This window comes from Mycobacterium sp. IDUB_5, assembly GCF_055419565.1.
In genome coordinates this window covers 90430-111539 of record NZ_JBVAXX010000004.1, presented here as the reverse complement: position 1 = coordinate 111539, position 21110 = coordinate 90430, and the positions used below count along the sequence as shown (strand labels likewise).

The 21110-nt window shown below is 69.5% G+C and carries 21 protein-coding genes; 8 read left to right on the top strand and 13 right to left on the bottom strand.

Going from position 1 to position 21110, the window contains the following annotated elements; all coding sequences use genetic code 11:
• Window positions 1-46: 46 nt before the first annotated feature.
• Window positions 47-1438: a cysteine--tRNA ligase gene (gene cysS, locus ACZY1G_RS13585; protein ID WP_463814737.1), complete on the top strand. Its 1392-nt coding sequence runs from the start codon at window positions 47-49 to the stop codon at window positions 1436-1438.
• Complete coding sequence (gene rlmB, locus ACZY1G_RS13580; RefSeq protein ID WP_463812390.1) at window positions 1439-2383, top strand: 23S rRNA (guanosine(2251)-2'-O)-methyltransferase RlmB; 945 nt, start codon at window positions 1439-1441, stop codon at window positions 2381-2383.
• Here rlmB and ACZY1G_RS13575 read toward each other — a convergent pair.
• From ACZY1G_RS13575 to ACZY1G_RS13555, 5 genes are all read right to left on the bottom strand, one after another.
• Window positions 2380-3618 carry an SLC13 family permease gene (locus ACZY1G_RS13575; RefSeq protein WP_463822689.1) on the bottom strand — a complete coding sequence of 413 codons (1239 nt, stop codon included), beginning with the start codon at window positions 3616-3618 and terminating at the stop codon, window positions 2380-2382. The genes rlmB and ACZY1G_RS13575 overlap by 4 nt on opposite strands.
• Window positions 3609-4523 (bottom strand): MBL fold metallo-hydrolase, encoded by a 915-nt coding sequence (locus ACZY1G_RS13570; RefSeq protein WP_463822688.1) that lies wholly within the window; start codon window positions 4521-4523, stop codon window positions 3609-3611. The genes ACZY1G_RS13575 and ACZY1G_RS13570 overlap by 10 nt, the downstream gene beginning before the upstream one ends.
• Before the next feature lie 32 nt (window positions 4524-4555).
• Window positions 4556-5272 carry a TIGR03943 family putative permease subunit gene (locus tag ACZY1G_RS13565; RefSeq protein ID WP_463822687.1) on the bottom strand — a complete coding sequence of 239 codons (717 nt, stop codon included), beginning with the start codon at window positions 5270-5272 and terminating at the stop codon, window positions 4556-4558.
• Window positions 5269-6216, bottom strand: coding sequence for a permease (locus tag ACZY1G_RS13560; RefSeq protein WP_463814736.1), 948 nt, complete (start codon window positions 6214-6216; stop codon window positions 5269-5271). Before ACZY1G_RS13560 ends, ACZY1G_RS13565 begins: the two co-directional genes overlap by 4 nt.
• 93 nt (window positions 6217-6309) lie before the next feature.
• Window positions 6310-7506, bottom strand: coding sequence for an MFS transporter (locus ACZY1G_RS13555; protein ID WP_463822686.1), 1197 nt, complete (start codon window positions 7504-7506; stop codon window positions 6310-6312).
• 102 nt (window positions 7507-7608) lie between these two features.
• Here ACZY1G_RS13555 and ACZY1G_RS13550 point away from each other — a divergent pair, with 102 nt between their 5' ends.
• Window positions 7609-7923, top strand: a complete 315-nt coding sequence (locus ACZY1G_RS13550) for an ArsR/SmtB family transcription factor (RefSeq protein ID WP_463822685.1) — start codon at window positions 7609-7611, stop codon at window positions 7921-7923.
• On the opposite strand, the gene ACZY1G_RS13545 is transcribed toward ACZY1G_RS13550, so the two are convergent.
• Genes ACZY1G_RS13545 through ACZY1G_RS13530 form a run of 4 tightly spaced genes read right to left on the bottom strand, consistent with a single transcriptional unit; the run spans window position 7916 to window position 11280 of the window.
• Window positions 7916-8689, bottom strand: a complete 774-nt coding sequence (locus ACZY1G_RS13545) for a LamB/YcsF family protein (protein ID WP_463822684.1) — start codon at window positions 8687-8689, stop codon at window positions 7916-7918. The genes ACZY1G_RS13550 and ACZY1G_RS13545 overlap by 8 nt on opposite strands.
• 10 nt (window positions 8690-8699) lie before the next feature.
• Window positions 8700-9548 (bottom strand): metal ABC transporter permease, encoded by an 849-nt coding sequence (locus ACZY1G_RS13540; protein WP_463812384.1) that lies wholly within the window; start codon window positions 9546-9548, stop codon window positions 8700-8702.
• Window positions 9541-10368, bottom strand: coding sequence for a metal ABC transporter ATP-binding protein (locus tag ACZY1G_RS13535; RefSeq protein WP_463822683.1), 828 nt, complete (start codon window positions 10366-10368; stop codon window positions 9541-9543). Before ACZY1G_RS13535 ends, ACZY1G_RS13540 begins: the two co-directional genes overlap by 8 nt.
• Window positions 10369-10377: 9 nt before the next feature.
• Entirely contained in the window at window positions 10378-11280 is a 903-nt protein-coding gene (locus tag ACZY1G_RS13530) for a metal ABC transporter solute-binding protein, Zn/Mn family (protein WP_463812382.1), read from the bottom strand.
• 133 nt (window positions 11281-11413) lie between these two features.
• On the opposite strand from ACZY1G_RS13530, the gene ACZY1G_RS13525 reads away from it, so the two are divergent.
• The gene (locus ACZY1G_RS13525; protein WP_463812381.1) at window positions 11414-12514 is read left to right on the top strand and encodes a LacI family DNA-binding transcriptional regulator; all 1101 of its coding nucleotides are present in this window, start codon (window positions 11414-11416) and stop codon (window positions 12512-12514) included.
• Here the strand turns inward: ACZY1G_RS13525 and otsB are convergent.
• On the bottom strand, window positions 12511-13257 hold the full coding sequence (gene otsB, locus ACZY1G_RS13520) for a trehalose-phosphatase (protein WP_463812380.1): 747 nt from the start codon (window positions 13255-13257) through the stop codon (window positions 12511-12513). The genes ACZY1G_RS13525 and otsB overlap by 4 nt on opposite strands.
• A gap of 4 nt (window positions 13258-13261) precedes the next feature.
• On the bottom strand, window positions 13262-13876 hold the full coding sequence (kstR, locus tag ACZY1G_RS13515) for a cholesterol catabolism transcriptional regulator KstR (protein WP_463814735.1): 615 nt from the start codon (window positions 13874-13876) through the stop codon (window positions 13262-13264).
• 296 nt (window positions 13877-14172) lie between these two features.
• Here kstR and ACZY1G_RS13510 point away from each other — a divergent pair, with 296 nt between their 5' ends.
• The gene (locus tag ACZY1G_RS13510; RefSeq protein ID WP_463812379.1) at window positions 14173-16326 is read left to right on the top strand and encodes an acyl-CoA dehydrogenase family protein; all 2154 of its coding nucleotides are present in this window, start codon (window positions 14173-14175) and stop codon (window positions 16324-16326) included.
• Here ACZY1G_RS13510 and ACZY1G_RS13505 read toward each other — a convergent pair.
• Entirely contained in the window at window positions 16323-16901 is a 579-nt protein-coding gene (locus ACZY1G_RS13505; protein ID WP_463812378.1) for a hypothetical protein, read from the bottom strand. The two genes, ACZY1G_RS13510 and ACZY1G_RS13505, sit on opposite strands and share 4 nt — an antisense overlap.
• Before the next feature lie 22 nt (window positions 16902-16923).
• Window positions 16924-17979: a 2Fe-2S iron-sulfur cluster-binding protein gene (locus tag ACZY1G_RS13500; protein ID WP_463822682.1), complete on the bottom strand. Its 1056-nt coding sequence runs from the start codon at window positions 17977-17979 to the stop codon at window positions 16924-16926.
• 158 nt (window positions 17980-18137) lie between these two features.
• Here ACZY1G_RS13500 and hsaA point away from each other — a divergent pair, with 158 nt between their 5' ends.
• From hsaA to hsaC, 3 genes are read left to right on the top strand one after another with little or no spacing between them, the layout of a single operon-like run.
• Window positions 18138-19322: a 3-hydroxy-9,10-secoandrosta-1,3,5(10)-triene-9,17-dione monooxygenase oxygenase subunit gene (gene hsaA / locus ACZY1G_RS13495; protein WP_463822681.1), complete on the top strand. Its 1185-nt coding sequence runs from the start codon at window positions 18138-18140 to the stop codon at window positions 19320-19322.
• Window positions 19322-20206: a 4,5:9,10-diseco-3-hydroxy-5,9,17-trioxoandrosta-1(10),2-diene-4-oate hydrolase gene (gene hsaD / locus ACZY1G_RS13490; protein ID WP_463822680.1), complete on the top strand. Its 885-nt coding sequence runs from the start codon at window positions 19322-19324 to the stop codon at window positions 20204-20206. Before hsaA ends, hsaD begins: the two co-directional genes overlap by 1 nt.
• 4 nt (window positions 20207-20210) lie before the next feature.
• Window positions 20211-21110, top strand: coding sequence for an iron-dependent extradiol dioxygenase HsaC (gene hsaC, locus ACZY1G_RS13485; protein WP_463822679.1), 900 nt, complete (start codon window positions 20211-20213; stop codon window positions 21108-21110).

Here is a 21110-nt window from a genome sequence, read left to right as displayed (position 1 = left end):
CGGGCCGGTAAGCTGGCCCGTCGTGACCGAACGCCCTGCCGCGTCGATGCGGCTGTATGACACCCTGTCTGGCGGTGTGCGCGATTTCGCGCCACTGCGGCCCGGCCACGTGTCCATCTACCTCTGCGGTGCCACCGTGCAGGGTCTGCCCCACATCGGCCACGTGCGCAGCGGTGTCGCGTTCGACGTGCTGCGCCGCTGGCTCACCGCCAAGGGCTATGACGTGGCCTTCATCCGCAACGTCACCGACATCGACGACAAGATCCTCAACAAGGCCGCCGACGCGGGCCGGCCGTGGTGGGAGTGGGCGGCGACCTACGAGCGTGCGTTCTCGGCCGCCTACGACGCGCTGGGCGTGTTGCCGCCCTCGGCTGAGCCCAGGGCGACCGGGCACATCACCCAGATGGTCGAGCTCATCGAGCGCTTGATCGAGCGGGGTCACGCCTACACGGGCGCGGGTGACGTGTACTTCGATGTCGCGACGCTGCCCGATTACGGAAAGTTGTCGGGCCACCGCATCGACGACGTGCACCAGGGCGAGGGTGTCGCGACCGGTAAGCGGGATCAGCGCGACTTCACGCTGTGGAAGGGCGCCAAGCCCGGTGAGCCGTCGTGGCCGACGCCGTGGGGTAGGGGCCGGCCCGGCTGGCACACCGAGTGTGTGGCGATGGCTCACGAGTATCTCGGCGCCGAGTTCGACATCCACGCCGGCGGCATGGATCTGGTGTTCCCGCACCACGAGAACGAGATCGCCCAGGCCGAGGCGGCCGGTGACGGCTTCGCCCGCTTCTGGCTGCACAACGGCTGGGTCACCATGGGCGGGGAGAAGATGAGCAAGTCGCTCGGCAATGTGCTCGCGATTCCCGCTGTGCTGCAACGGGTTCGGGCCGCCGAGCTGCGCTACTACCTGGGCAGCGCGCACTACCGGTCGATGCTCGAGTTCTCCGAGACCGCGCTGGCGGACGCGGCGAAGGCCTACACCGGTATCGAGGATTTCCTGCACCGGGTGCGCAACCGCGTGGGTGCGGTGGTTCCGGGCGAGTGGACGCCCAAATTCGGCGCTGCCCTCGACGACGACCTCGCGGTGCCGATCGCGCTGGCCGAGGTGCACGCAGCCCGCGCCGAGGGTAACCGCGCGCTGGACGCCGGCGATCACGAGACCGCGCTGACGCACGCGATGTCGATCCGCGCGATGATGGGCATCCTGGGCGCCGACCCGCTCGACGAGCGCTGGGAGTCGCGCGACGAGACCTCCGCGGCGCTGGCGGCGGTGGACGTCCTCGTCCAGGCCGAGGTGCGACGCCGGGGTGAGGCCCGGGCGCGCCGTGACTGGGCCGAAGCAGATGCGATCAGGGACCGGCTCAAAGAGGCCGGTATCGAAGTGACCGACACCGCCGACGGTCCTCAGTGGTCACTCGTTGACGGAACGGACAAGTAGATGGCGGGCAACTCCCAGCGCCGCGGCGCGATACGCAAGTCGGGCACGAAGAAGGGCCCGACGGTCGGCTCCGGCGGGGTCCGCAGGCGCGGGCTCGAGGGCAAGGGCGCGACTCCGCCGGCACACGAGCGGCCCCATCACCCCGCGGCCAAGCGTGCCGCGAAGGCGGCGCGCCAGGCTCAGGGCAGGCACAAGAAGACCGACGACACCGAGACCGTCCTGGGCCGCAACCCGGTGGTGGAGTGCCTGCGTGCAGGCGTGCCCGCGACGGCGTTGTACGTCGCTCTCGGAGCGGACTCCGACGAGCGCCTCACCGAGGCCGTGCAGACCGCGGCAGACCGGGGCATCGCGATCCTCGAGGTGCCCAAGCACGATCTCGATCGGATCGCCGCCAACGGTCTTCACCAGGGCATCGCGCTGCAGGTGCCGCCGTATGCCTACGCCCACCCCGACGATCTGCTGGCGCAGGCGAAAAAGGACGTGACGCCGCCGCTGCTGGTGGCGCTCGACAACATCTCCGACCCGCGCAACCTCGGTGCCATCGTCCGTTCGGTCGCGGCGTTCGGCGGACAGGGTGTGCTGATCCCACAGCGCCGCTCGGCGTCGGTGACGGCGGTGGCGTGGCGCACCAGTGCCGGCGCGGCTGCGCGCACCCCGGTCGCGCGGGCCACGAACCTGACGCGCGCGTTGAAGCAGTACGCCGACGCGGGCATCCAGATCGTCGGGCTCGACGCCGGTGGTGACACCGAGATCGACGAGATCGACGGCACGGGCCCGATCATGGTGGTGGTCGGTTCCGAAGGGAAAGGCCTGTCGCGGTTGGTGCGGGAGACCTGCGACGCCATCGTGTCGATCCCGATGGCCGGACCCACCGAATCGCTCAACGCGTCGGTGGCCGCCGGAGTGGTGCTCGCCGAGATCGCCCGGCAGCGCCGCCGCGCTTAGGCGCCGATCACCTGCAGTCCCGCCCACAGCGCGACCACGGCGGCGACCAGCGTGAGCGGCGTGGTGACCAGCCCGACGCGGCTGAACTCGGCGAAGCTGGGGTTCATGTCCCGGCGGACGACGCTGCGCCACAACAGGTTCGCCAGCGATCCGACGTAGGTGAGGTTGGGTCCGATGTTGACGCCGATCAGCACGGCCAGGACCGCGGCCGGGCCGACCGGTGCCGCCAGTGGCAGCAGCACCAGCACCGCGGGCAGGTTGTTGACGATGTTCGACAGCACGGCGGCCACCGCAGCGATCCCCAGCAGTGCCAACAAGCCCTGACCGTCGGGCAGCACTCGGTGCATCGCCGGCTCCAGACCGTTACGCATCACCGCCGCGACGACCACACCGAGGCACAGCACGAACGCCAGGAACGGCAGGTCGATCGCCACGGCGATCCTGCGGACGGAAGTGCGGCGGGTGACGAGTCCACGCACGCCGAGGGCCACCGCCCCGGCCAGGGCCGCCCATGCCGGCGACAGGCCCACCAGCGAGGTGACGGCGAACCCGACCAGCGTGAGCCCGACGGTCACCAGGGCGAACAGGGGTAGTTCGACGGGTTCGCGAGGCGCCGGTTGCGGCTCGACGGCGAGGTCGGTGCGGAACAGCAGGCGCAACAGCACGTATTCGACCGCGATGGCGGCCAGCCACGGCAGCGACATCAACGCGGCGAAATGCAGGAAGGTGACCCCGGCGGCGCTGAACGCCAGCAGGTTGGTCAGATTCGACACAGGCAGCAGCAGCGAGGCGCTGTTGGACAGGTGCGCGGTCGCGTAGGCGTGCGGCCGCGCGGGTACCGCCAGCGTGCGCGCCATCGCCAGCACCACCGGGGTGAGCAGGACGACCGTCGCGTCCAGGCTCAGGATCGCGGTGACGGCGGCAGATACTCCGAACACCGAGAGCAGCAGCCGGTGCTGGCCGCCGGAGGTGGCGCGGGCCATCAACACACCGGTCGCGTGGAACAGGCCCTCGTCGTCGCACAGTCGCGCCAGCACCAGGACCGCGGCGAGGAAACCCACGACCGGTGCCAGTTCGCGGACCTCGGTCCACGCTCCCTGCCAGCTGATGGCGCCGGTGACGATGACGAGTACGGCGGCGGGCACGGCCACCACGGCCTCGGGCCAGCCGTGTGGACGCAGCAACGCGAAACCCAGGACCGCGACGAGCGCGGCCACCGACAGGATCAGAGCCACGGGTCGGCGCGCTGCCAGAGGGTTGGCAAGTGCAGGGGGACATCGTCCTCGGCGGCGAGCCTGCGCAGCACGCGTACGGACGCGTCGAGGTCGTCGACGGCGTAGGGCAGCGCCCGCAGAGGCTGGTCGAGCGGGCGGAAGAAGTCGTCCCAGTGGATGAGCACGACGCGGCGTGCCCCGACGGTCCGCACGGTCTCGGTCCAGTACTCGACGAGATAGCTCTCCGGTTGCAGCCCGAGTTGGCCCACCCCGAGGTAGGCGACATCGGCCCGCCGCCCGGCGAGTGCGCCCCGGCGGTAGCCGGCGCTGCCGACGACCAGCAGGGTCCGTCCGGCGGGGCGGTGGGTGATCAGCGTGGACCACGCTTCGCCGCAGCGGTACGCCGAGGCGCGGACCGGCGGCCGGACCGGCGCGGTGATCTCCCCGGGGAAGCGGTCGGGCGGGCAGTGGTGGCCCTCGATCAGGGTGACGTCGAAGGCTCCGGCGGTGACGGGTTCACCGGGCGTGACGACGTCGACGCGGTCGAGGTCGGCGCCGCGGCCGATCTGGGCGGCCGACGTCCCGCCGAGCAGCCGGGCCCCGGTTCTGGCGGCGACGACGGCGGAGTCCATCGCGTGGTCGAAGTGGGTGTGGACGGGGGTCACCGCGTCGAGGCGGGTGATGCCGAGCCGGGCGAGTGCGTCGCCGATGCGCGACGGCGACGGACGCAGGGGTCGGGTCGCGACGGTGAGCAGCCCCGGCCGGGAGAAGAAGCCGTCGGTGAGCACGGCGGACTGTCCATCGTCGACGAGGAGGGTGGTCACGCCGGCCCAGGTGACCGTCACGGCAGAGCCGGTGGTCGCCGCGGGTACGTCGAACCTGTCGGCGTAGGCGGCGAGGTCGGGCCTGCCGAGCTTGAGACGCATGACGGCCACCCTAGGGGGCGAGGCTGGGTGCGTCAGTAGCTGTACGTGTTCTTCGGCGGCGGGATCTGCTCCGCGGTGTAGATCGCCATGGTCGGGGTTGCGGCCGGAGTCGAAACATCTTGTGCGACGGGCACTGTGCCCTCGACGCGGATCCACGCGCCGTCGGGCAGACGGTCGACGGCCGCTGCGGCAGGTCCGTCGAGATCGATACGGGCCAGCTGGGCGTCGGCCGCACAGCAGATGATCACGACACGCCCCAGGGCGACACGGTCCCCGTCTTTCATCGTGAAGCCGCTGACGCTGACCACGCGGTCGCGCAGCGTGTCGGCCGAATCCTGGGCCAGCCGGATCAGCAGGTCCGGTAGCGACAACTCCGGGGCGCGGACATCGGGCAGCGGAGGAAAGGGCCGCCGCTGTGTGGTGTTCTCGCTCGCCGCGGTGGTCGGTCGGGCGGTCTGGGGGCCGATGGCGGGCGGAACCACGATGGCCAGCAGCGCAATGGGGACGAGCAGCAACCACGCGACGCCGGGGCGGTGTCGGTGGCCGTGCTCGTGGTCGGGGGCCCCGGAGCCGCGCCGGATGTCGCGGACGATCGCGGCGATGGCCAGCAGCGCCAGCACCACCCCGGCTGTGAGCAGCCATGGTTGCAGCGCGGGCTTGACGTAGCGGGTGTACGCGCCGCCTGCGGTGATGAGGACCGTGCTGACACCGACGAGCAGGAGTAGCGCGTTCTCGGTCTCGCGGCTCACCGGTTACCGACCACCAGCAGGCCGACGCCGGACGCCACCAGCGTCGCGACCGCGAACGTCAGGGGCGCGAAACGCACGGCGAAGGCGCGGCCGAACATGCCGACCTGCATGGCGAACAGCTTGAGGTCGATGGCGGGCCCCACGACCAGGAACACCAGGCGCGGCAGCAGCGGCAGCATCGACAGGCTGGCGGCCACGAAGGCATCGGCCTCCGAACACAGTGACAGCACCACGGCCAGCACAGCCATGACGGCGATGCCGAGGATCAGGTGGCCGGCGAGATGGTCGTACATCCAGCTGGGCACGACGATGTGCAGCGCCGCGGCCGCGGCCGCACCGAGGACGAGAAACGATGCCGCCTGCAGGAAGTCGTGCCGAGCCGCCTCGGTGAACACCGCCCAGCGCGACCCAACGCGCGCGTGCAGATCCGGTGTCCTGCGGGTGATCCAGCCTTCTCGCCCGAACCGCGCCCACAGCGCTCCCATCGTCACAGCCGTGAGGAATGAAGCGGCGCAGCGGGCGAGCACCATCGCAGGCTCACCGGGGAACGCGACGGCGGTCGCCACGAGCACGACGGGGTTGACCGCCGGGGCAGCCAGCATGAACGTCACTGCAGCGGCGCCGACGACGCCGTCGGAGTAGAGCCTGCGCGCGATGGGCACCGAGCCGCATTCGCATCCGGGCAGTGCCGCTCCGCCGACCCCGGCGGCCAGGATCGCCGCGGCAGGTCTGCGGGGCAGCCACCGCGCCAGCCGGTCGGGAGTCACGACCGCGGCGACGAGGCCGCTGACGAGAACCCCGAGAACGAGAAAAGGTAGTGCCTGCACGAAGATTCCGCAGAACACGGTGGCCGCGGTGGCGATCAGGGGCTGGGTAGCGACGACGTCGCGCAGCGCGGTGCCGGCGAGTGTGAGGGCCACGATCGTGAGCACGAGCACGTGCATCGAGGTGATGCGCCGACCTACCGGCTGCGTCCCGACGGTCACGCCGACAGTGTGCCAGCGGCGATCGTGATCACCCTGACCGTCACCGAGGAATCAGCTGCGGGCTGACTGTTGGCGCAACCCCGCCGCCGCGGCGGCCAGGCACGCCGCGGCCACTGCTCCGGCGAACCACGGGAACACCGCGGCCAGATCCCAGCGGGTGGCGGCCCACCCGGCGACCAGCGTCGGCACCGCCATCGCGGTGTAAGCCGCCAGGTAGAACGCCGACATCGTCTCGCCGCGTCGGCCGGCGGGCACCACGTCGGACAGGTGACGCAGCGACCCGCCGAAGCCGAGCCCGAACGTCGCGCCGAGCAGAGCTGCGGCCACGAACACCAGCTGCGGCTGGTGGGTGAGCAGCACCGGAATCGTCAGCAGCAGCGATACGGCCATCCCGATGTCGCCGATGATGGCCGAGTACTTGGCCGGCAACCGCGTTGCGGCGAGTTGGGCCAAGGCGGCGGCGAACGCGGTGCTGCCGACGACAGCTCCGCCGAACACCAGGTTGTCGATGTGGGTCTGGCGCGCGGCGAGCGACGGATACAGCGACAGCAGCACACCGAGCACCGACCAGGACGCCATCGCGCCCATTGCCGAGAACCAGAAGTCACCCCGGATCTCTTCCGGAACAGCGGGTTTCGCGATGCGGATGGGTCCGGCACTTCGGGCGGTGTGCGGCTCGCGCAATGCCAGCACACCCACGCCGACGATCAGGCACACCACCGCGACCACCGCGTAGGGGGTGCGCAGCGGATGCGGCGCGTACTGGGCGAGCAACGCGGAGCCGAGGATCGACACCGTCATGCCGACGTTGAAGCTGATCCCGGACAGCTGCCCGCTGCGGACGCCGTGGTCGGGGCGCAGGTCCAGCAGGGCGGCCGCGCCGGCGACGACGATCGAGCCGACGGCGGCACCGTGGATGGCGCGGGCGAGCAGCAGCAGGGCCATGTTGTCGGCGACCAGGAACACGCCCAGCCCGACGAGCAGCGCGATCAGCGCGCCGACGAGCACGGGCTTGCGTCCCACCACGTCGGAGATGCGCCCAGAGACCAGCACCGCGCCCAGCGCGGCGACCGCGTAGACGGCGAACACGATCGTGGTGGCCAGTGGCGACAGGTGCCAGTTCGACTCGTAGATGCCGTACAGCGGTGCGGGAACGCCGGAGACGCCGAGCGCCACTCCGCTGAGTACCAGCAGCAGCGGGTAGGCCCAGCGCTGCGTCTCGGTGACCGGACGGTCGATCGCCACCATGGGAGCCCTTCCTGCGTCGAGTACAGTACGACGGACATCGAACCCGCTCGAGCGTACGCTGGGTTTGACGATGATCAAACCCGACGTGGTGAAGGACACGCCATGCGCGTAGACACGCAACCGGTGGCCCCGGTGCAGCAGGTGCTGGCCGCCCTGCACGATCCGGTCCGGCTGGAGATCGTCCGCCGCTTGCACAACGCCGGCACCTCTGTGCAGTGCGGTGCCCTCTACGACGGCATCAACAAGTCGACAGCGACGCACCACTTCAAGATCCTGCGCGAGGCCGGGGTGACCGAGCGGCTGGTCGTGGACGGGCTGACCTACCAGCGCCTGCGCATCGACGAGGTGGAGGCCGCGCTGCCCGGTCTTCTGGACAGCATCGTGCGCGGCGCCAACCGCGCCGTCGGCGTCAGCTGAACGCGCTCAGCGCCACGCCCTCAGCCACCAGTCGTTCCCGAACGGCGGTGGCGATCTGCACCGCGCCGGGCGAATCACCGTGCACGCACACCGATTCAACTGAGATCGGGATCGTCGAACCGTCGACCGCGGTCACGCGTCCCCGCGTCACCATCGCGAGCACGCGATCGGCGATCTCGTCGGGATCGTGCAGCACCGCGTTGCGTTCACGCCGGGACACCAGCTGCCCGTCCGGGCGGTAGGCCCGATCGGCGAACGCCTCGGGCACCGTCCGGACGCCCGCCTCCTCGGCTTCGGTGAACAGCACCGACCCGGCGAGCCCGAGCACCGGCAACGCCGGGTCCACCGAATGCACCGCGGCGATGACTGCGCGGGCCTGCTCGCGATGGGTGACGACGGCGTTGTACAGCGCGCCATGGGGTTTGACGTAGGACACCGTCGAACCCGCCGCCGCGGCCAGCGCCGACAGAGCACCGATCTGGTACACCACGTCGGCGGTCAGATCCTCGGGCGGCACATCGATGAACCGGCGGCCGAAGCCGGCGAGATCCCGGTAGCTGACCTGCGCGCCGATCTGCACACCGCGCTCGGCGGCCAGCCGGCACGTGCGGGCCAGGGTGGCCGCGTCGCCGGCGTGGAAACCGCATGCCACGTTGGCGCTGGTGACGATGCCGAGCATCGCGTCGTCGTCGCCGAGCTGCCAGACCCCGAAGCTCTCGCCGAGATCGGCGTTGAGGTCGACGGTGCGGGTGGGTTGGCCTGGCACGCCTGCCAGCCTAGCGACGGCTGCCGATCAGCCAGCAGATCAGGAAGATCGCGAACGAGATCGTCGTGACGAACACCGACACCGGGACGCCGGGTGCCAGCGAGAGCACGAGGCCGCCGACGGCAGCTGTCTCGGCGAACACCACCGACGCGACCATCGCCTTCACCGGCGACGTGCACACCCGCGCCGCCGCGGCGGCGGGCGTGATCAGCAGGCTCATCACCAGCAGTGCCCCGACGATCTGTACGCCCTGGGCCGCCGTCACACCGACCAGCGCCGCGAACACGATGCCCAGTGCGCGCACCGGCACCCCACGTCCTGCGGCCACCTCGGGGTCGACGGTGGCGAACAGCAGCGGTCGGTAGCAGACGGCCAGTACCGCGATGACGACCACGGCGACCACGGCGAGTAGCGCCAGGCCGGAGTATCCGACGCCGACGATCTGGCCGGTCAGCAGCGCGAAGCTGGTTCCGGTGCGGCCGGGGTAGAGGTGGATGAACAGCACCGCCAGGCCCAGGCCGAAGGCCATCACGACGCCGATCGCGGAATCCCGCTCGCGCACGCGCTGGCCGAGGAAGCCGAACAGGATGGCGGCCAGAACGGAGCCCACGAGTGCGCCCACGCCGATGCTGAATCCGGTGAGCAGCGCGAAAGCCGCACCGGTGAGAGACAACTCGGCCGATCCGTGCACCGCGAACGACATCTGCCGCATGACGATCAGCGGGCCGATGACGCCCGAGACCAATGCGAGCAACATCGACGCCAGCAATGCCTGCTGAACGAAGTCGCGGCTCAGCAGGTCCGCGGTGGTCGAGAAGTCGAAGAAGTTGGCGAGGACCGCGGAGAGCTTGTCATTCACCGGGGTGCTCCACACGGTCGCAGTGGTGGTGTTGGTACTGGCTCTGGTCGCCGACGACGATGTAGCGCCCGCCGACCTCGATCACCTCGATGTCGGCGTGGTAGAGCTCGCTCAGCGTCGCCGAGTTCATCACCTCCGGCACGGTGCCCACCCGGAAGCGACCGTCGACGAGGTACACGACTAGGTCCACGTACGGCAGTACCGGATCGAGTTCGTGGGTGACGAACAGGACCGCGGTGCCTGCGTCGCGGCGGCGCCGGTCGATCAGCGCGGACACCAGGTTGGCGTTGGCCGGATCGAGGTTGAGCAGCGGCTCGTCGCAGAGGAGGAGTACCGGATCGGTCACCAGTGCCTGGGCCACCCGCACCCGCTGCAGTTCGCCGCCGGACATGACCCCGACCGAGGTGTGGGCGAGCGTGCCGCCGTTGACCTGGTCCAGCGCGTGCGACACGGCATGGCGACGGGCCTTGCGCGCGGCGGCGCCCCAGCCGGCGAAGCCCCATCGGTGTCCGTCGTATCCGAGCCCGACGAGGTCGCTGCCGCGCAGGGACAGGCCACGGTCCATCGAGCGGTGCTGAGGGACGTAACCGATCTGCCGGCTGCCTGCCGTCACGGCCTCACCGGCGACCGTGACGCTGCCTGCGCTCAGAGGAACCTGGCCGAGCAGCACCTTGAGCAGCGATGTCTTGCCGGTGCCGTTGGGGCCGAGGACGGCGATGAACTCGCCGGCGTGCACGGTGAGGTCGATGTCGTCCCACAGGGTGCGGTCGCCGAAGGCGAGGCGTGCTCCCTTCAGTTCGACGACGTCAGCTGTGGTCACGAGGGGTGATTATCGGCTGGGCGGGGCTGGACTATCCAGCGCGGCGGCCATGTCGTCGACGACCTTGCGCTGCCACTGCAGGTAGTCCATGCCCTCGGGCAGGGTTTCGGTGACGGTGACGACGGGGACCACCGCGCGTCGCGCCGCTTCCGAGAGCTGCTGGGTGACCGGGCCGGAGGTCTGGCTGTTCACCACCACGGCGGAGACCTCGCGCTTGTTGATCAGGTCGAGCACGGTGGCCAGGTCGGCCGGCGACGGGTCGCCGCCCTCCTCCATGGCGTTGGCGAACGACGGCGGTGTCTTGTCCGCGATCCCTGCGTTGCGCAGCGCGTAGTAGGCGACGGGCTCGGTGGACACCACCGAGGAGCCCGGATGGGCCTGTCCGATGCCGTGCTGAGCGAGGATCAGCGTGTCCAGATCCGAGCCGAACTTGTCGGCGTTGGCGCTGTAGTCCGCGGCGTGCTCGGCGTCGCTCTTGCCCAGTGTGTCGGCGATGTTCTCGGCGACGATCTTGACGGTGGGGAGGTCGTAGAACAGGTGCTCGTTCGCCGGTGGCTGGTCGGGTGACAGCGAGGCCGCGTCGATCGTCGGGATGTCGTGCGAGTCCTTCAACACGTCTTCCATCCAGTGGTCGTAGTGGTCACCGTTGTAGACGACCAACGAGGCGTCGGCGATCTGGGCTACCTGCGCGGGGCTGGCCTCGAAGGAGTGCGGGTCCTCCACGGTGCCGGTGACGATCGATGCCACGGTGGCGTGGTTACCGACGACGGTGGCCGCGACGCTGCCCCAGACGTCGGTGGACGCGACGACGTTGAGGGTGCCGTGTTCGGTGTTCGGGGGGCTCTGCGAACAGCCGGTCAGGGTGAGTAGGGCGGCCATCGCGACTGACGGCACGGCAACGAGGGCTCGCATGGGCAACTCCTGATACAAATGAAAATCGTTTCCAATAACCGGGGACCAATGTAGCGCATCGGCGCCGGTGCGTGCACACCGCCGGGTGGACGGTGATCCCACTAACTACGGCGATCCACTAACGTCTGAATGCATGTCCAGGTCTCCGGCGCCGCGCCGACGGGCGACCCTGGCCTCGCTGGCCGCCGAGCTCAAGGTGTCGCGCACCACGGTCTCGAACGCCTACAACCGCCCCGATCAACTCTCGGCCGAACTGCGGGAGCGCGTGCTCTCGACGGCCAAGCAGCTCGGTTATCCCGGGCCCGACCCGGTGGCTCGTTCCCTGCGGACCCGCAAAGCCGGTGCGGTGGGCCTGATCATCACCGAACCGCTGAACTACTCGTTCTCCGATCCGGCCGCGCTGGACTTCGTCGCGGGTCTCGCCGAATCGTGTGAGGGGGTCGGGCAGGGATTGCTGCTGGTGGCGGTCGGCCCGAACCGAAGCGTCAGCGACGGCACGGCCGCGGTGCTTGCCGCGGGCGTGGACGGGTTCGTCGTCTATTCGGCCTCCGACGACGACCCGTACCTGCCGGTGGTGCTGCAGCGTCACCTGCCCGTCGTCGTCGTCGACCAGCCCAAGGACGTCGCCGGGGCGTCGCGGGTCGGTATCGACGACAGGGCTGCGATGCGCGGCCTCGCCGAGCACGTGCTCGAACTCGGGCACCGCGAGATCGGGCTGCTGACCATGCGGTTAGGCCGCGACTGGCCACACGGTGACGTCCGGCCGGCTGTCGCCGACCCGGAGCGGGTCCGCAACCCGGAGTTCCAGGTGCAGAGCGAACGCATCCTCGGGGTCTACGACGCGTTGGCGGCCGCAGGTCTGGACCCGGGCGCGCTGACCGTGGTGGAGAGCTACGAGCACCTGCCGACCTCGGGCGGTGCGGGCGCCGACGTCGCGCTGGAGGCCAATCCCCGGATCACCGCGCTCATGTGCACCGCCGACGTTCTCGCCCTCTCGGCGATGGACCGGTTGCGGGCCCGCGGGGTGTACGTGCCGGGACAGATGACGGTGACGGGTTTCGACGGAGTGCCCGAAGCGCTGTCGCGTGGGCTGACCACGGTGCGCCAGCCGAGTGTCGAAAAGGGCAGGCGCGCAGGCGAATTGCTGCACCATCCGCCGCGTTCGGGGCTGCCGGCGGTGGAGATCCTCGACACCGAGTTGGTGCGCGGTCGGACGTCCGGGCCCCCGGCCTAACCTTCCGCGCGAACCGACAGCAGATACGCCAGCGCGGCAGCGACGTCCTCGGGCGCATCCACCCGGTACGCGGCTGCGGTCTCGCCCGGACCCACCTTGACCCCGATGTCGCCGTCGGTCAGCCGCCGGAACGCCTTCTCGTCGGTCACGTCGTCACCGAAGAACACCACGGCGTCGGCGCGGTGTTCGGCGCGCAAGATGTCCAGCGCCTCACCTTTGTCGGTGTCGATGACGGCGAACTCCAGCACCGCTTTGCCCGTCGTGACGTGCACGTCCCAGCTCTCGGCGGCGTCCCACGCCGCGGCCAGCGCCGCCTCGCCGTCGGCATCGGAGGCGTTGCGGACGTGCAGCGCGACGCTCGCGGGTTTGGTCTCGACGGTGACGCCCGGCTTGTCGGCGGCGACCGCCGACAGGGTCTCGGTGATGGTGGCCAGCAGGTCGGTGTCGATGTCGTGGGCGAACCCGGCGTCGAATTCCGCGCCGTGGCTGCCGACGAGGTGAACCTCGGTGGGCATCGACGAGAGCGTGCGCAGATCCCGCAGCGCGCGCCCGGAGATCAACGCCGCCTCGGTGTCCGGCAGCGCTGCCAACGCGATCAGCGCGTCACCGGCAGCGGGCAGCGGGCGCGCGTCGGCGGGGTTCGAGACGATCTCCGACAGCGTGCCGTCGAAGTCGGAGGTGACGAGCAGGCGCGGCGAGCGCGCAGCGGCGTCGAGGGCGGTGGACAGCTCCGGCGGCAGCACGCCTTCAGATCCTAGGTTGCTCGCCGTCTCCGATGAGCAGCCGCATCGCGAGGTCAAGACGCTTGCTGACGTCAGTGGCCGAGGCGCGGCGGGTCAACCAGGCCAACAGATTCGACAGCCACACATCGGAGATCACGCGGGCGATGTGGTACTGATCCTCGGTCGGCTCACCCTCGCTCATCGCCCGGGCGAACATGGAGTCCATCAGCTTGCCGACGTAGTCGACCTCCCCGGCGGCCGAGGCGTCGGCGAACACGAACGCCCGCGTCATCGCCTCGGTGAGCAGGGGGTTGCGCTGCATGGCGCGGTTGAGCTTGCCGACCATGATGTTGAGCCGCTGATAGGGCGTCGCGCCGGCGGCCAGCACGGAGCGGTCCGTCTTGGCGTCGATGCGTTCGAATTCGCGGCCCAGCGCGGAGACCAGCAGGTGGACCTTCGACGGGAAGTAGCGGTACAGGGTGCCCACGGCGACGTCGGCACGTTCGGCGACCGCCCGCATCTGCACGGCCTCGTAGCCGCCTTTCGAGGCGATCGCCAGGGTTGCGTCCAGGATGCGCTTGCGGCGTTCGCGCTGCGCCTCGGACCCCAACTCCGACTCCGCCAGCACGGCGACATTCATCACCTGTCGGGGGCGGGCGTCCGCTCCCGCACCGTCAGCGCGTGCCGACGGCCCTGTAGCGGACTGAGACGACCCGGACATGTGGCGTGGCTCCTTCGGTGTTCTGCTGTGGTGCGGCCTGCGATGCGACCGAGGAAAACGATACGCACACCAGTCGCGACTTTCTCGCCGCCCACCAGTGCCGCCAACGATCTGGTCTGCTGCGATGGCGGTCGACTTGACTGCCGAACGCTGGCACTATTAGAACACGTTCTAGTGGGAAGCACGGGGTTCTCACCCAAAGCCTAGGAGTCACGGTGCCGGCAACCATCAGCGACGATCAGTCCGCCGCACGGGAGCTGGTGCGCGATTGGGCGTCGGGGTCGACGTCGCTGGAGGCCGCTCGCGACGTCGAGCAGGGCTCTCCCGATGCGTGGCGCGCGCCCTTCGAGGCGCTGGCGGCGCTGGGCATCTTCGGGGTGGCACTGCCCGAGGATCTCGGCGGCGCCGACGGCACGATCTCCGATCTGTGCGCGATGCTCGAGGAGGCCGCCGCCGGTCTGATTCCCGGCCCGGTGGCCACGACCGCGCTGGCCACGCTGGTGCTCGACGGCTCCCACGGCGAGCTCGTCGAAGCGCTGGCGGCAGGAGCGCGGACGGCCGGTGTCGCGCTGCACGCCGAGCTGACGCTGACCGGCGAGACGGTGTCCGGCGTTGCTCCGACGGTGTTGGGCGCGACCGCCGACGGCGTGCTGCTGCTCCCTGCCGGTGAGGTGTGGGTGCTGGTCGATGCGGCGGCCAACGGGGTCGTCGTCGAACCGGTGAAGGCCACGGACTTCTCGCGCCCGCTGGCCCGGGTGACGTTCGACGAGGCGCCCGCCACGGTGATCGCCGTACCGGCGGGCAGGAGCGAAGCGACACGGGGAGTGGTATCTGCGCAGCGCGTGGTGGACCTCGCCGCGACGGTCGCGGCCGCCGAAGCCGCCGGGGTGGCCCGCTGGCTGCTGACGACCGCGACCGAGTACGCGAAGGTGCGCGAGCAGTTCGGCAAGCCGATCGGCAGCTTCCAGGCCATCAAGCACATGTGCGCCGAGATGCTGCTGCGCAGCGAGCAGGCGTCGGTGGCAGCAGCGGATGCGGCGCGGGCAGCCAGCCAGACCGACACCGACGACGAGCAGCTGTCAATCGCCGCGGCGCTGGCAGCGTCGGTGGGGATCGAGGCGGCGAAGGCCAACGCGAAGGACTGCATCCAGGTTCTGGGAGGTATCGGCATCACCTGGGAGCACGACGCGCACCTGTATCTGCGTCGCGCCTACGGCACCAGCCAGTTCCTCGGCGGCCGGTCGCACTGGCTGCGACGAGTGGCCGCGCTGACGCAGCAGGGGGTGCGCCGCGAGCTGCACGTAGACCTCGACTCGGTCGCAGATCTACGACCCGAAATCGCCTCCGCGGTGGCCGAAGTCGCCGCCGCACCGCAGGATCGCAGGCAGGTCGTGATGGCCGAGACGGGGCTGCTGGCACCCCACTGGCCACGGCCGCACGGCCGCGACGCGGGCCCGGCCGAGCAGCTGCTCATCGACCAGGAACTGGCCGCGGCCGGGATCATCCGGCCGGACCTCGTGATCGGGTGGTGGGCGGTCCCCACCATCCTCGAGCACGGCAGTGCCGAGCAGATCGAGCAGTTCGTCCCGCCGACGCTGCGCGGGGACCTGCAGTGGTGCCAGCTGTTCAGCGAGCCGGGTGCCGGCTCGGACCTGGCCGCACTGCGCACCAAAGCTGTTCGGGCCGAGGGCGGTTGGAAGCTCACCGGGCAGAAGGTGTGGACCTCGGCGGCGCAGAAGGCGCACTGGGGGGTGGCGCTGGCGCGTACGGACCCGGAGGCTCCGAAACACAAGGGCATCACGTACTTCCTGATCGATATGACGAGTCCGGGCATTGTGATCCGTCCGCTGCGTGAGATCACCGGCGACGAACTGTTCAACGAGGTCTTCTTCGACGACGTGTTCGTCCCCGACGAGATGGTGGTCGGCGCGGTCAACGACGGCTGGAAGCTGGCGCGCACCACGCTCGCCAACGAGCGGGTCGCGATGGCGCAGGGCACCGCGCTGGGCAATCCGATGGAGGAGCTGCTGCGCGCGCTGTCGGAAGCGGATGTCGATGACGCGCAACAGGATCGGCTCGGTGAGCTGATCGTCACCGCCCAGGTGGGCTCGCTGTTGGATCAGCGCATCGCCCAGCTCGCGGTCGGTGGTCGCGATCCCGGCCCGCAGGCCAGCGCTCGCAAGCTCATCGGCGTGCGGTATCGCCAGGCGCTGGCGGAGTTCCGCATGGAGCTGTCCGATGGTGCGGGCGCGGTGGAGAACCAGCAGGTGCACGACTTCCTGAACACACGGTGCCTGACCATCGCCGGGGGCACCGAGCAGATCCTGCTGACGATGGCGGGGGAGCGCCTACTCGGATTGCCGCGTTAGCCGAAGCGGGTCTGTGCGCAGGCGGTCGGCGTGGTCAGGTTGACCCCGCTGTAGACCACCTGGATCTGCGAGCACGCGATGAAATCGGCGCCGGTCGCGGGTAATCCGTTCTCCCACTGCGTGGGAACGGAGTCGCCGTCCGAGGTGAATCGCGCGATGTCTCCGCCGCCGAAGTAGGTGATGGACAGCTCGACGTCGTTGAGTGAGCGGTACATCTTGGACAGCACGTTCTCGTGGTTGGCGCCCTTGAGCTCGCGCGGGTTGCCCGACGGCGCGCTGTACCACGCCTGCTGCCAGACGTTGCGGTCCGAGCTGCGCAGCGTGACGGTCTGGCGCGCCCAGGTGTCACCGGGGAAGCCGGTGGGTCCGCTCGGGGTCAGCAGGCTCGCGGTGGTGGTGAAGAAGCACCGGGCCTGGGCTGAATCGCAGTTGGCCGAGACCTGCATCTGGATCGACGTGGCGGGGTCGACGGCGATCGAGCTGGTCTTGGTGTCCGATGCCGCGACGGCCGTGGCAGGCTGCACGAGGGCCGCCATCGTCAGGGCCGTCGCACCTACTATCGCGAGCCGCTTCATTCTGGCGAACCTAGCGCGCTGCTCACTCGTCATAGGTCACTTCGACCGAATCCGACAACGGGTGGGCCTGACACGCCAGGATCAGGCCCTCGTCGAGGTCCTGTTGTTCGAGGACGTCGTTGACCTCCATCTCGATGTCGCCCGCTTTCTTGACGACCGCACACGCTCCGCAGTGGCCCTCGCGGCACGAGAAGGGTGCGTCGAGCCCTTTGTCGAGCAGCACGTCGAGCAACTTCGCGCGTCGCGGCCAGCTCAGTTCGTGGGTGGTGCCGTCCAGCGTCACGACTGCGGTCGCGGGTCCCTCGTCGCCGTCATCGGTGTCGTCGAGTACCACCGCGGCGAACGGATCCGAGTCCAGGGACTTGAACACCTCGATGTGCACACGCTCGGGCGCCGCGCCGCACGCGGTCAGTGCGTCCTGCGCTGCCGCCATGAAGGGGCCGGGCCCGCAGAGGAACGCCTCGCGGTCGCGGTACGGGGCGAGCAGCGCCGCCAGCGCGGCAGCGCTGGGCAACCCCTGCACGGACTCCAGCCAGTGCACCATCGTCAAACGATCGGGATGCGCGGCCGCGAGCTCGCGCAGCGCCGCGGCGAAGATCACCGAGTCCTGGTCGCGGTTGGCGTAGACGAGGGTGACTTGCCCGCTGCCCTGATCCAGCGCGGATTTCAGGATCGCCATCATCGGCGTGATGCCGCTGCCCGCGGCCAGCAGCAGGAAGTCGGTGTCGAGATCCACGGGGACGAAGGTGCCCGACGGGGCCAGCACGTGCATGCGCATGCCGGCGTGGGCGTTGTCGCAGAGCCAGTTGGACGCGTATCCGTCGGCGGTGCGCTTGACGGTGACGGTGAGGGGGTCGCCGGTGAAGGGCGAGCTGCACAGCGAGTAGCAGCGGGCGACCGAGCCGGTCCGGTCGCTGGGCACCCGCAGGGTCAGGAACTGCCCCGGCCGGTACCGCAGCTTGTCGGCGGGCACCCCGTCGGTCGCGGTGAACACCAGCGAGCGGGCGTCGGCCGTCTCGTCGATCACCTCGGCGATCTCCAGCTCGAGCACGTGCGCACCCAAAGGCTCGTCGGTCACAGGCGGCTCTCTCTTCCACACCGTCGGGGGTCAATAACTAGAACAGGTTACAGAAATGAATGTCCGCAGGTCCAGCCGTCACAGGACACCGCTACTCGACACAAATCGTAACGTGTTCTAATCTTTGTGCAGGTCCCTACTCCTGGGAGGCAAAACCAGTGACGTCCATTGAACAGCGCGACGTGCAGTCCGTTCTCGCCGGCATCGATGATCTTCTGCCGCGCATCGCCAAGCGTGCCCCGGCCGCCGAGGAACTGCGCCGCCTGCCCGACGAGACCGTCGCCGAGCTCGACGAGGTCGGCTTCTTCAAGCTGCTCCAGCCGGAGCAGTGGGGCGGCTTGCAGTGCGATCCGACGCAGTTCTACGAGGCCGTGCGCCGCATCGCGAGCGCATGCGGGTCGACGGGCTGGGTGTCCTCCATCATCGGCGTGCACAACTGGCATCTCGCGCTCTTCGATCAGCAGGCCCAGGAAGACGTGTGGGGCGACGATCCCACGGTCCGGATCTCCTCGTCGTACGCGCCGATGGGGGCGGGCACCGTCGTCGACGGCGGCTACCTGGTCAGTGGTGCGTGGCAGTGGTCCTCGGGCTGCGACCACGCCACGTGGGCGTTCCTGGGTGGTCCGGTGATCAAGGACGGTCGCCCGGTCGACTTCGGCAGCTTCTTGATCCCGCGCTCCGACTACCGCATCGATGATGTGTGGAATGTGGTGGGGCTCAAGGCCACCGGCAGCAACACCGTCGTCGTCAAGGACATCTTCGTCCCGCGGCACCGGTTCCTGTCGTACAAGTCGATGAACGACGGCACCGCCGGTGGATATGAGACCAATTCGGCGCCGGTCTACAAGATGCCGTGGGGCACCATGCATCCGACCACGATCAGTGCGCCGATCATGGGCATGGCCTACGGCGCCTACGACGCTCACGTCGAACACCAGGGCAAGCGGGTCCGTGCCGCGTTCGCAGGCGAGAAGTCCAAGGAGGATCCGTTCGCCAAGATCCGGATCGCCGAGGCGGCCAGCGACATCGATGCGGGATGGCGTCAGCTGATCGGCAACGTCGGCGAGGAATACCGGTTGCTGCAGGCAGGACAGGAGATCCCGTTCTCTTTGCGCGCCTGTGCCCGACGCGACCAGGTACGCGCCACCAAGCGCGCCATCGAGTCGATCGACCTGCTGTTCGAGGCCTCCGGTGCCACGGCGCTCAATCTGGACCAGCCAGTGCAGCGGTTCTGGCGTGACGCGCATGCGGGCCGGGTGCACGCGGCCAACGAGCCCGAGCGCGCCTACCTGATCTTCGGCAACGACGCGTTCGGTCTCCCGCCCCAGGACACGATGGTGTGATGACCTCGTTCGCCGCCGAAGCTGCTGCGCAGCAGGAGATCACGTTCGAGTCCACCTCGCGTTACGCGCAGGTTCGAGACGACATGCGGCTGCACTACCACGAGGCGGGCGACCCGGCCTCGCCCACGGTGGTGCTGCTGCACGGCGGCGGGCCCGGCGCGTCGAGCTGGTCGAACTTCAGCCGCAACATCGGCGTGCTGGCCCGCCACTTCCACGTGCTGGCCGTCGATCAGCCCGGTTACGGGCATTCTGACAAGCACACCGAACACGAGCAGTACAACCGCTACAGCGCTACCGCGCTGCTCGGCCTGTTCGACCAGCTGGGCATCGAACGCGCTGCGCTGGTGGGTAATTCGCTCGGCGGCGGCACCGCGGTGCGTTTCGCGCTGGACAACCCGAAGCGGGCAGGCAGGCTGGTGCTGATGGGTCCGGGCGGGCTGAGCGTGAACCTCTTCGCTCCGGATCCGACCGAGGGCGTCAAGCTCCTGGGCCGCTTCGCCAACGACCCGACCCGAGAGAACATCGAGAAGTTCCTCCGCATCATGGTGTTCGATCAGTCGCTGATCACGCCCGAGCTGGTGGAGGAGCGCTTCCAGATCGCCAGCACCCCGGAATCGCTGGCCGCCACCAAGGCGATGGGAAAGTCGTTCGCGGGTGCGGACTTCGAGCTCGGCATGATGTGGCGCGACGTGTACAAGCTGCGCCAGCCCGTGCTGTTGATCTGGGGCCGCGAGGATCGGGTCAACCCGCTCGACGGCGCTCTGGTCGCACTGAAGCAGATCCCTCGCGTGCAACTGCACGTGTTCGGGCAGTGCGGGCATTGGGCGCAGTTGGAGAAGTTCGACGAGTTCAACAAGCTGACCATCGATTTCCTCGGAGGGTGACGTCGTGACGATCCGTTCGCTCGGATACCTGCGTGTCGAGAGCACCGACGTCGCCGCGTGGCGGGAGTACGGGCTCAAGGTGCTCGGCATGGTGGAGGGCTCCGGCCCCACCGAGGGGGCGCTCTATCTGCGGATGGACGAGTTCCCGGCCCGGCTGGTCATCGTGCCCGGCGACCACGACCGCCTCATGGTCTCCGGCTGGGAGACCGCGAACGCCGCTGCGCTGCAGGAGGTTCGGCAACGCCTCGACGTGCACGGCACGCCGTACAAGGAGGCCACCGCGAGCGAGCTCGCGGAACGGCGCGTCGACGAGATGATCGTGTTCGACGATCCGTCGGGGAACACGATCGAGGTGTTCCACGGGGTCGCGCTGGAGCACCGCCGCGTGGTCAGCCCGTACGGCCACAAGTTCGTCACCGAGGAGCAGGGGTTGGGGCACGTCGTGCTCACCACCCGCGACGACGTCGAGACGCTGCACTTCTATCGTGACGTGCTCGGCTTCAGCCTTCGCGACTCGATGAAGCTGCCGCCGCAGCTGGTCGGCCGCCCGGCCGACGGCGCGCCGGCGTGGTTGCGGTTCCTCGGGGTGAACCCGCGCCACCACAGCCTGGCGTTCATGCCCGGCGAGACACCAAGCGGCATCGTGCATCTGATGGTCGAGGTGGAAAGCGCCGACGACGTCGGCCTGTGCCTGGACCGTGCGTTGCGCCGCAAGGTCAAGATGTCGGCGACCCTCGGCCGGCACGTCAACGACAAGATGCTGTCGTTCTACATGAAGACACCGGGTGGGTTCGACATCGAATTCGGTTGCGAGGGGCTCGAAGTCGACGACCACAGCTGGGTGGCGCGGGAGAGCACCGCGGTCTCGCTGTGGGGACACGACTTCAGCGTGGGCTTCAAATAG

Coding starts and splice junctions, on each gene's coding strand:
- cysS (WP_463814737.1), top strand. CDS start 47: ATGCGGCTGTATGACACCCTGTCTGGCGGTGTGCGCGATTTCGCGCCA.
- rlmB (WP_463812390.1), top strand. CDS start 1,439: ATGGCGGGCAACTCCCAGCGCCGCGGCGCGATACGCAAGTCGGGCACG.
- ACZY1G_RS13570 (WP_463822688.1), bottom strand. CDS start 4,523: ATGCGTCTCAAGCTCGGCAGGCCCGACCTCGCCGCCTACGCCGACAGG.
- ACZY1G_RS13560 (WP_463814736.1), bottom strand. CDS start 6,216: ATGCACGTGCTCGTGCTCACGATCGTGGCCCTCACACTCGCCGGCACC.
- ACZY1G_RS13555 (WP_463822686.1), bottom strand. CDS start 7,506: ATGGTGGCGATCGACCGTCCGGTCACCGAGACGCAGCGCTGGGCCTAC.
- ACZY1G_RS13550 (WP_463822685.1), top strand. CDS start 7,609: ATGCGCGTAGACACGCAACCGGTGGCCCCGGTGCAGCAGGTGCTGGCC.
- ACZY1G_RS13530 (WP_463812382.1), bottom strand. CDS start 11,280: ATGCGAGCCCTCGTTGCCGTGCCGTCAGTCGCGATGGCCGCCCTACTC.
- ACZY1G_RS13525 (WP_463812381.1), top strand. CDS start 11,414: ATGTCCAGGTCTCCGGCGCCGCGCCGACGGGCGACCCTGGCCTCGCTG.
- kstR (WP_463814735.1), bottom strand. CDS start 13,876: ATGAATGTCGCCGTGCTGGCGGAGTCGGAGTTGGGGTCCGAGGCGCAG.
- ACZY1G_RS13505 (WP_463812378.1), bottom strand. CDS start 16,901: ATGAAGCGGCTCGCGATAGTAGGTGCGACGGCCCTGACGATGGCGGCC.
- hsaD (WP_463822680.1), top strand. CDS start 19,322: ATGACCTCGTTCGCCGCCGAAGCTGCTGCGCAGCAGGAGATCACGTTC.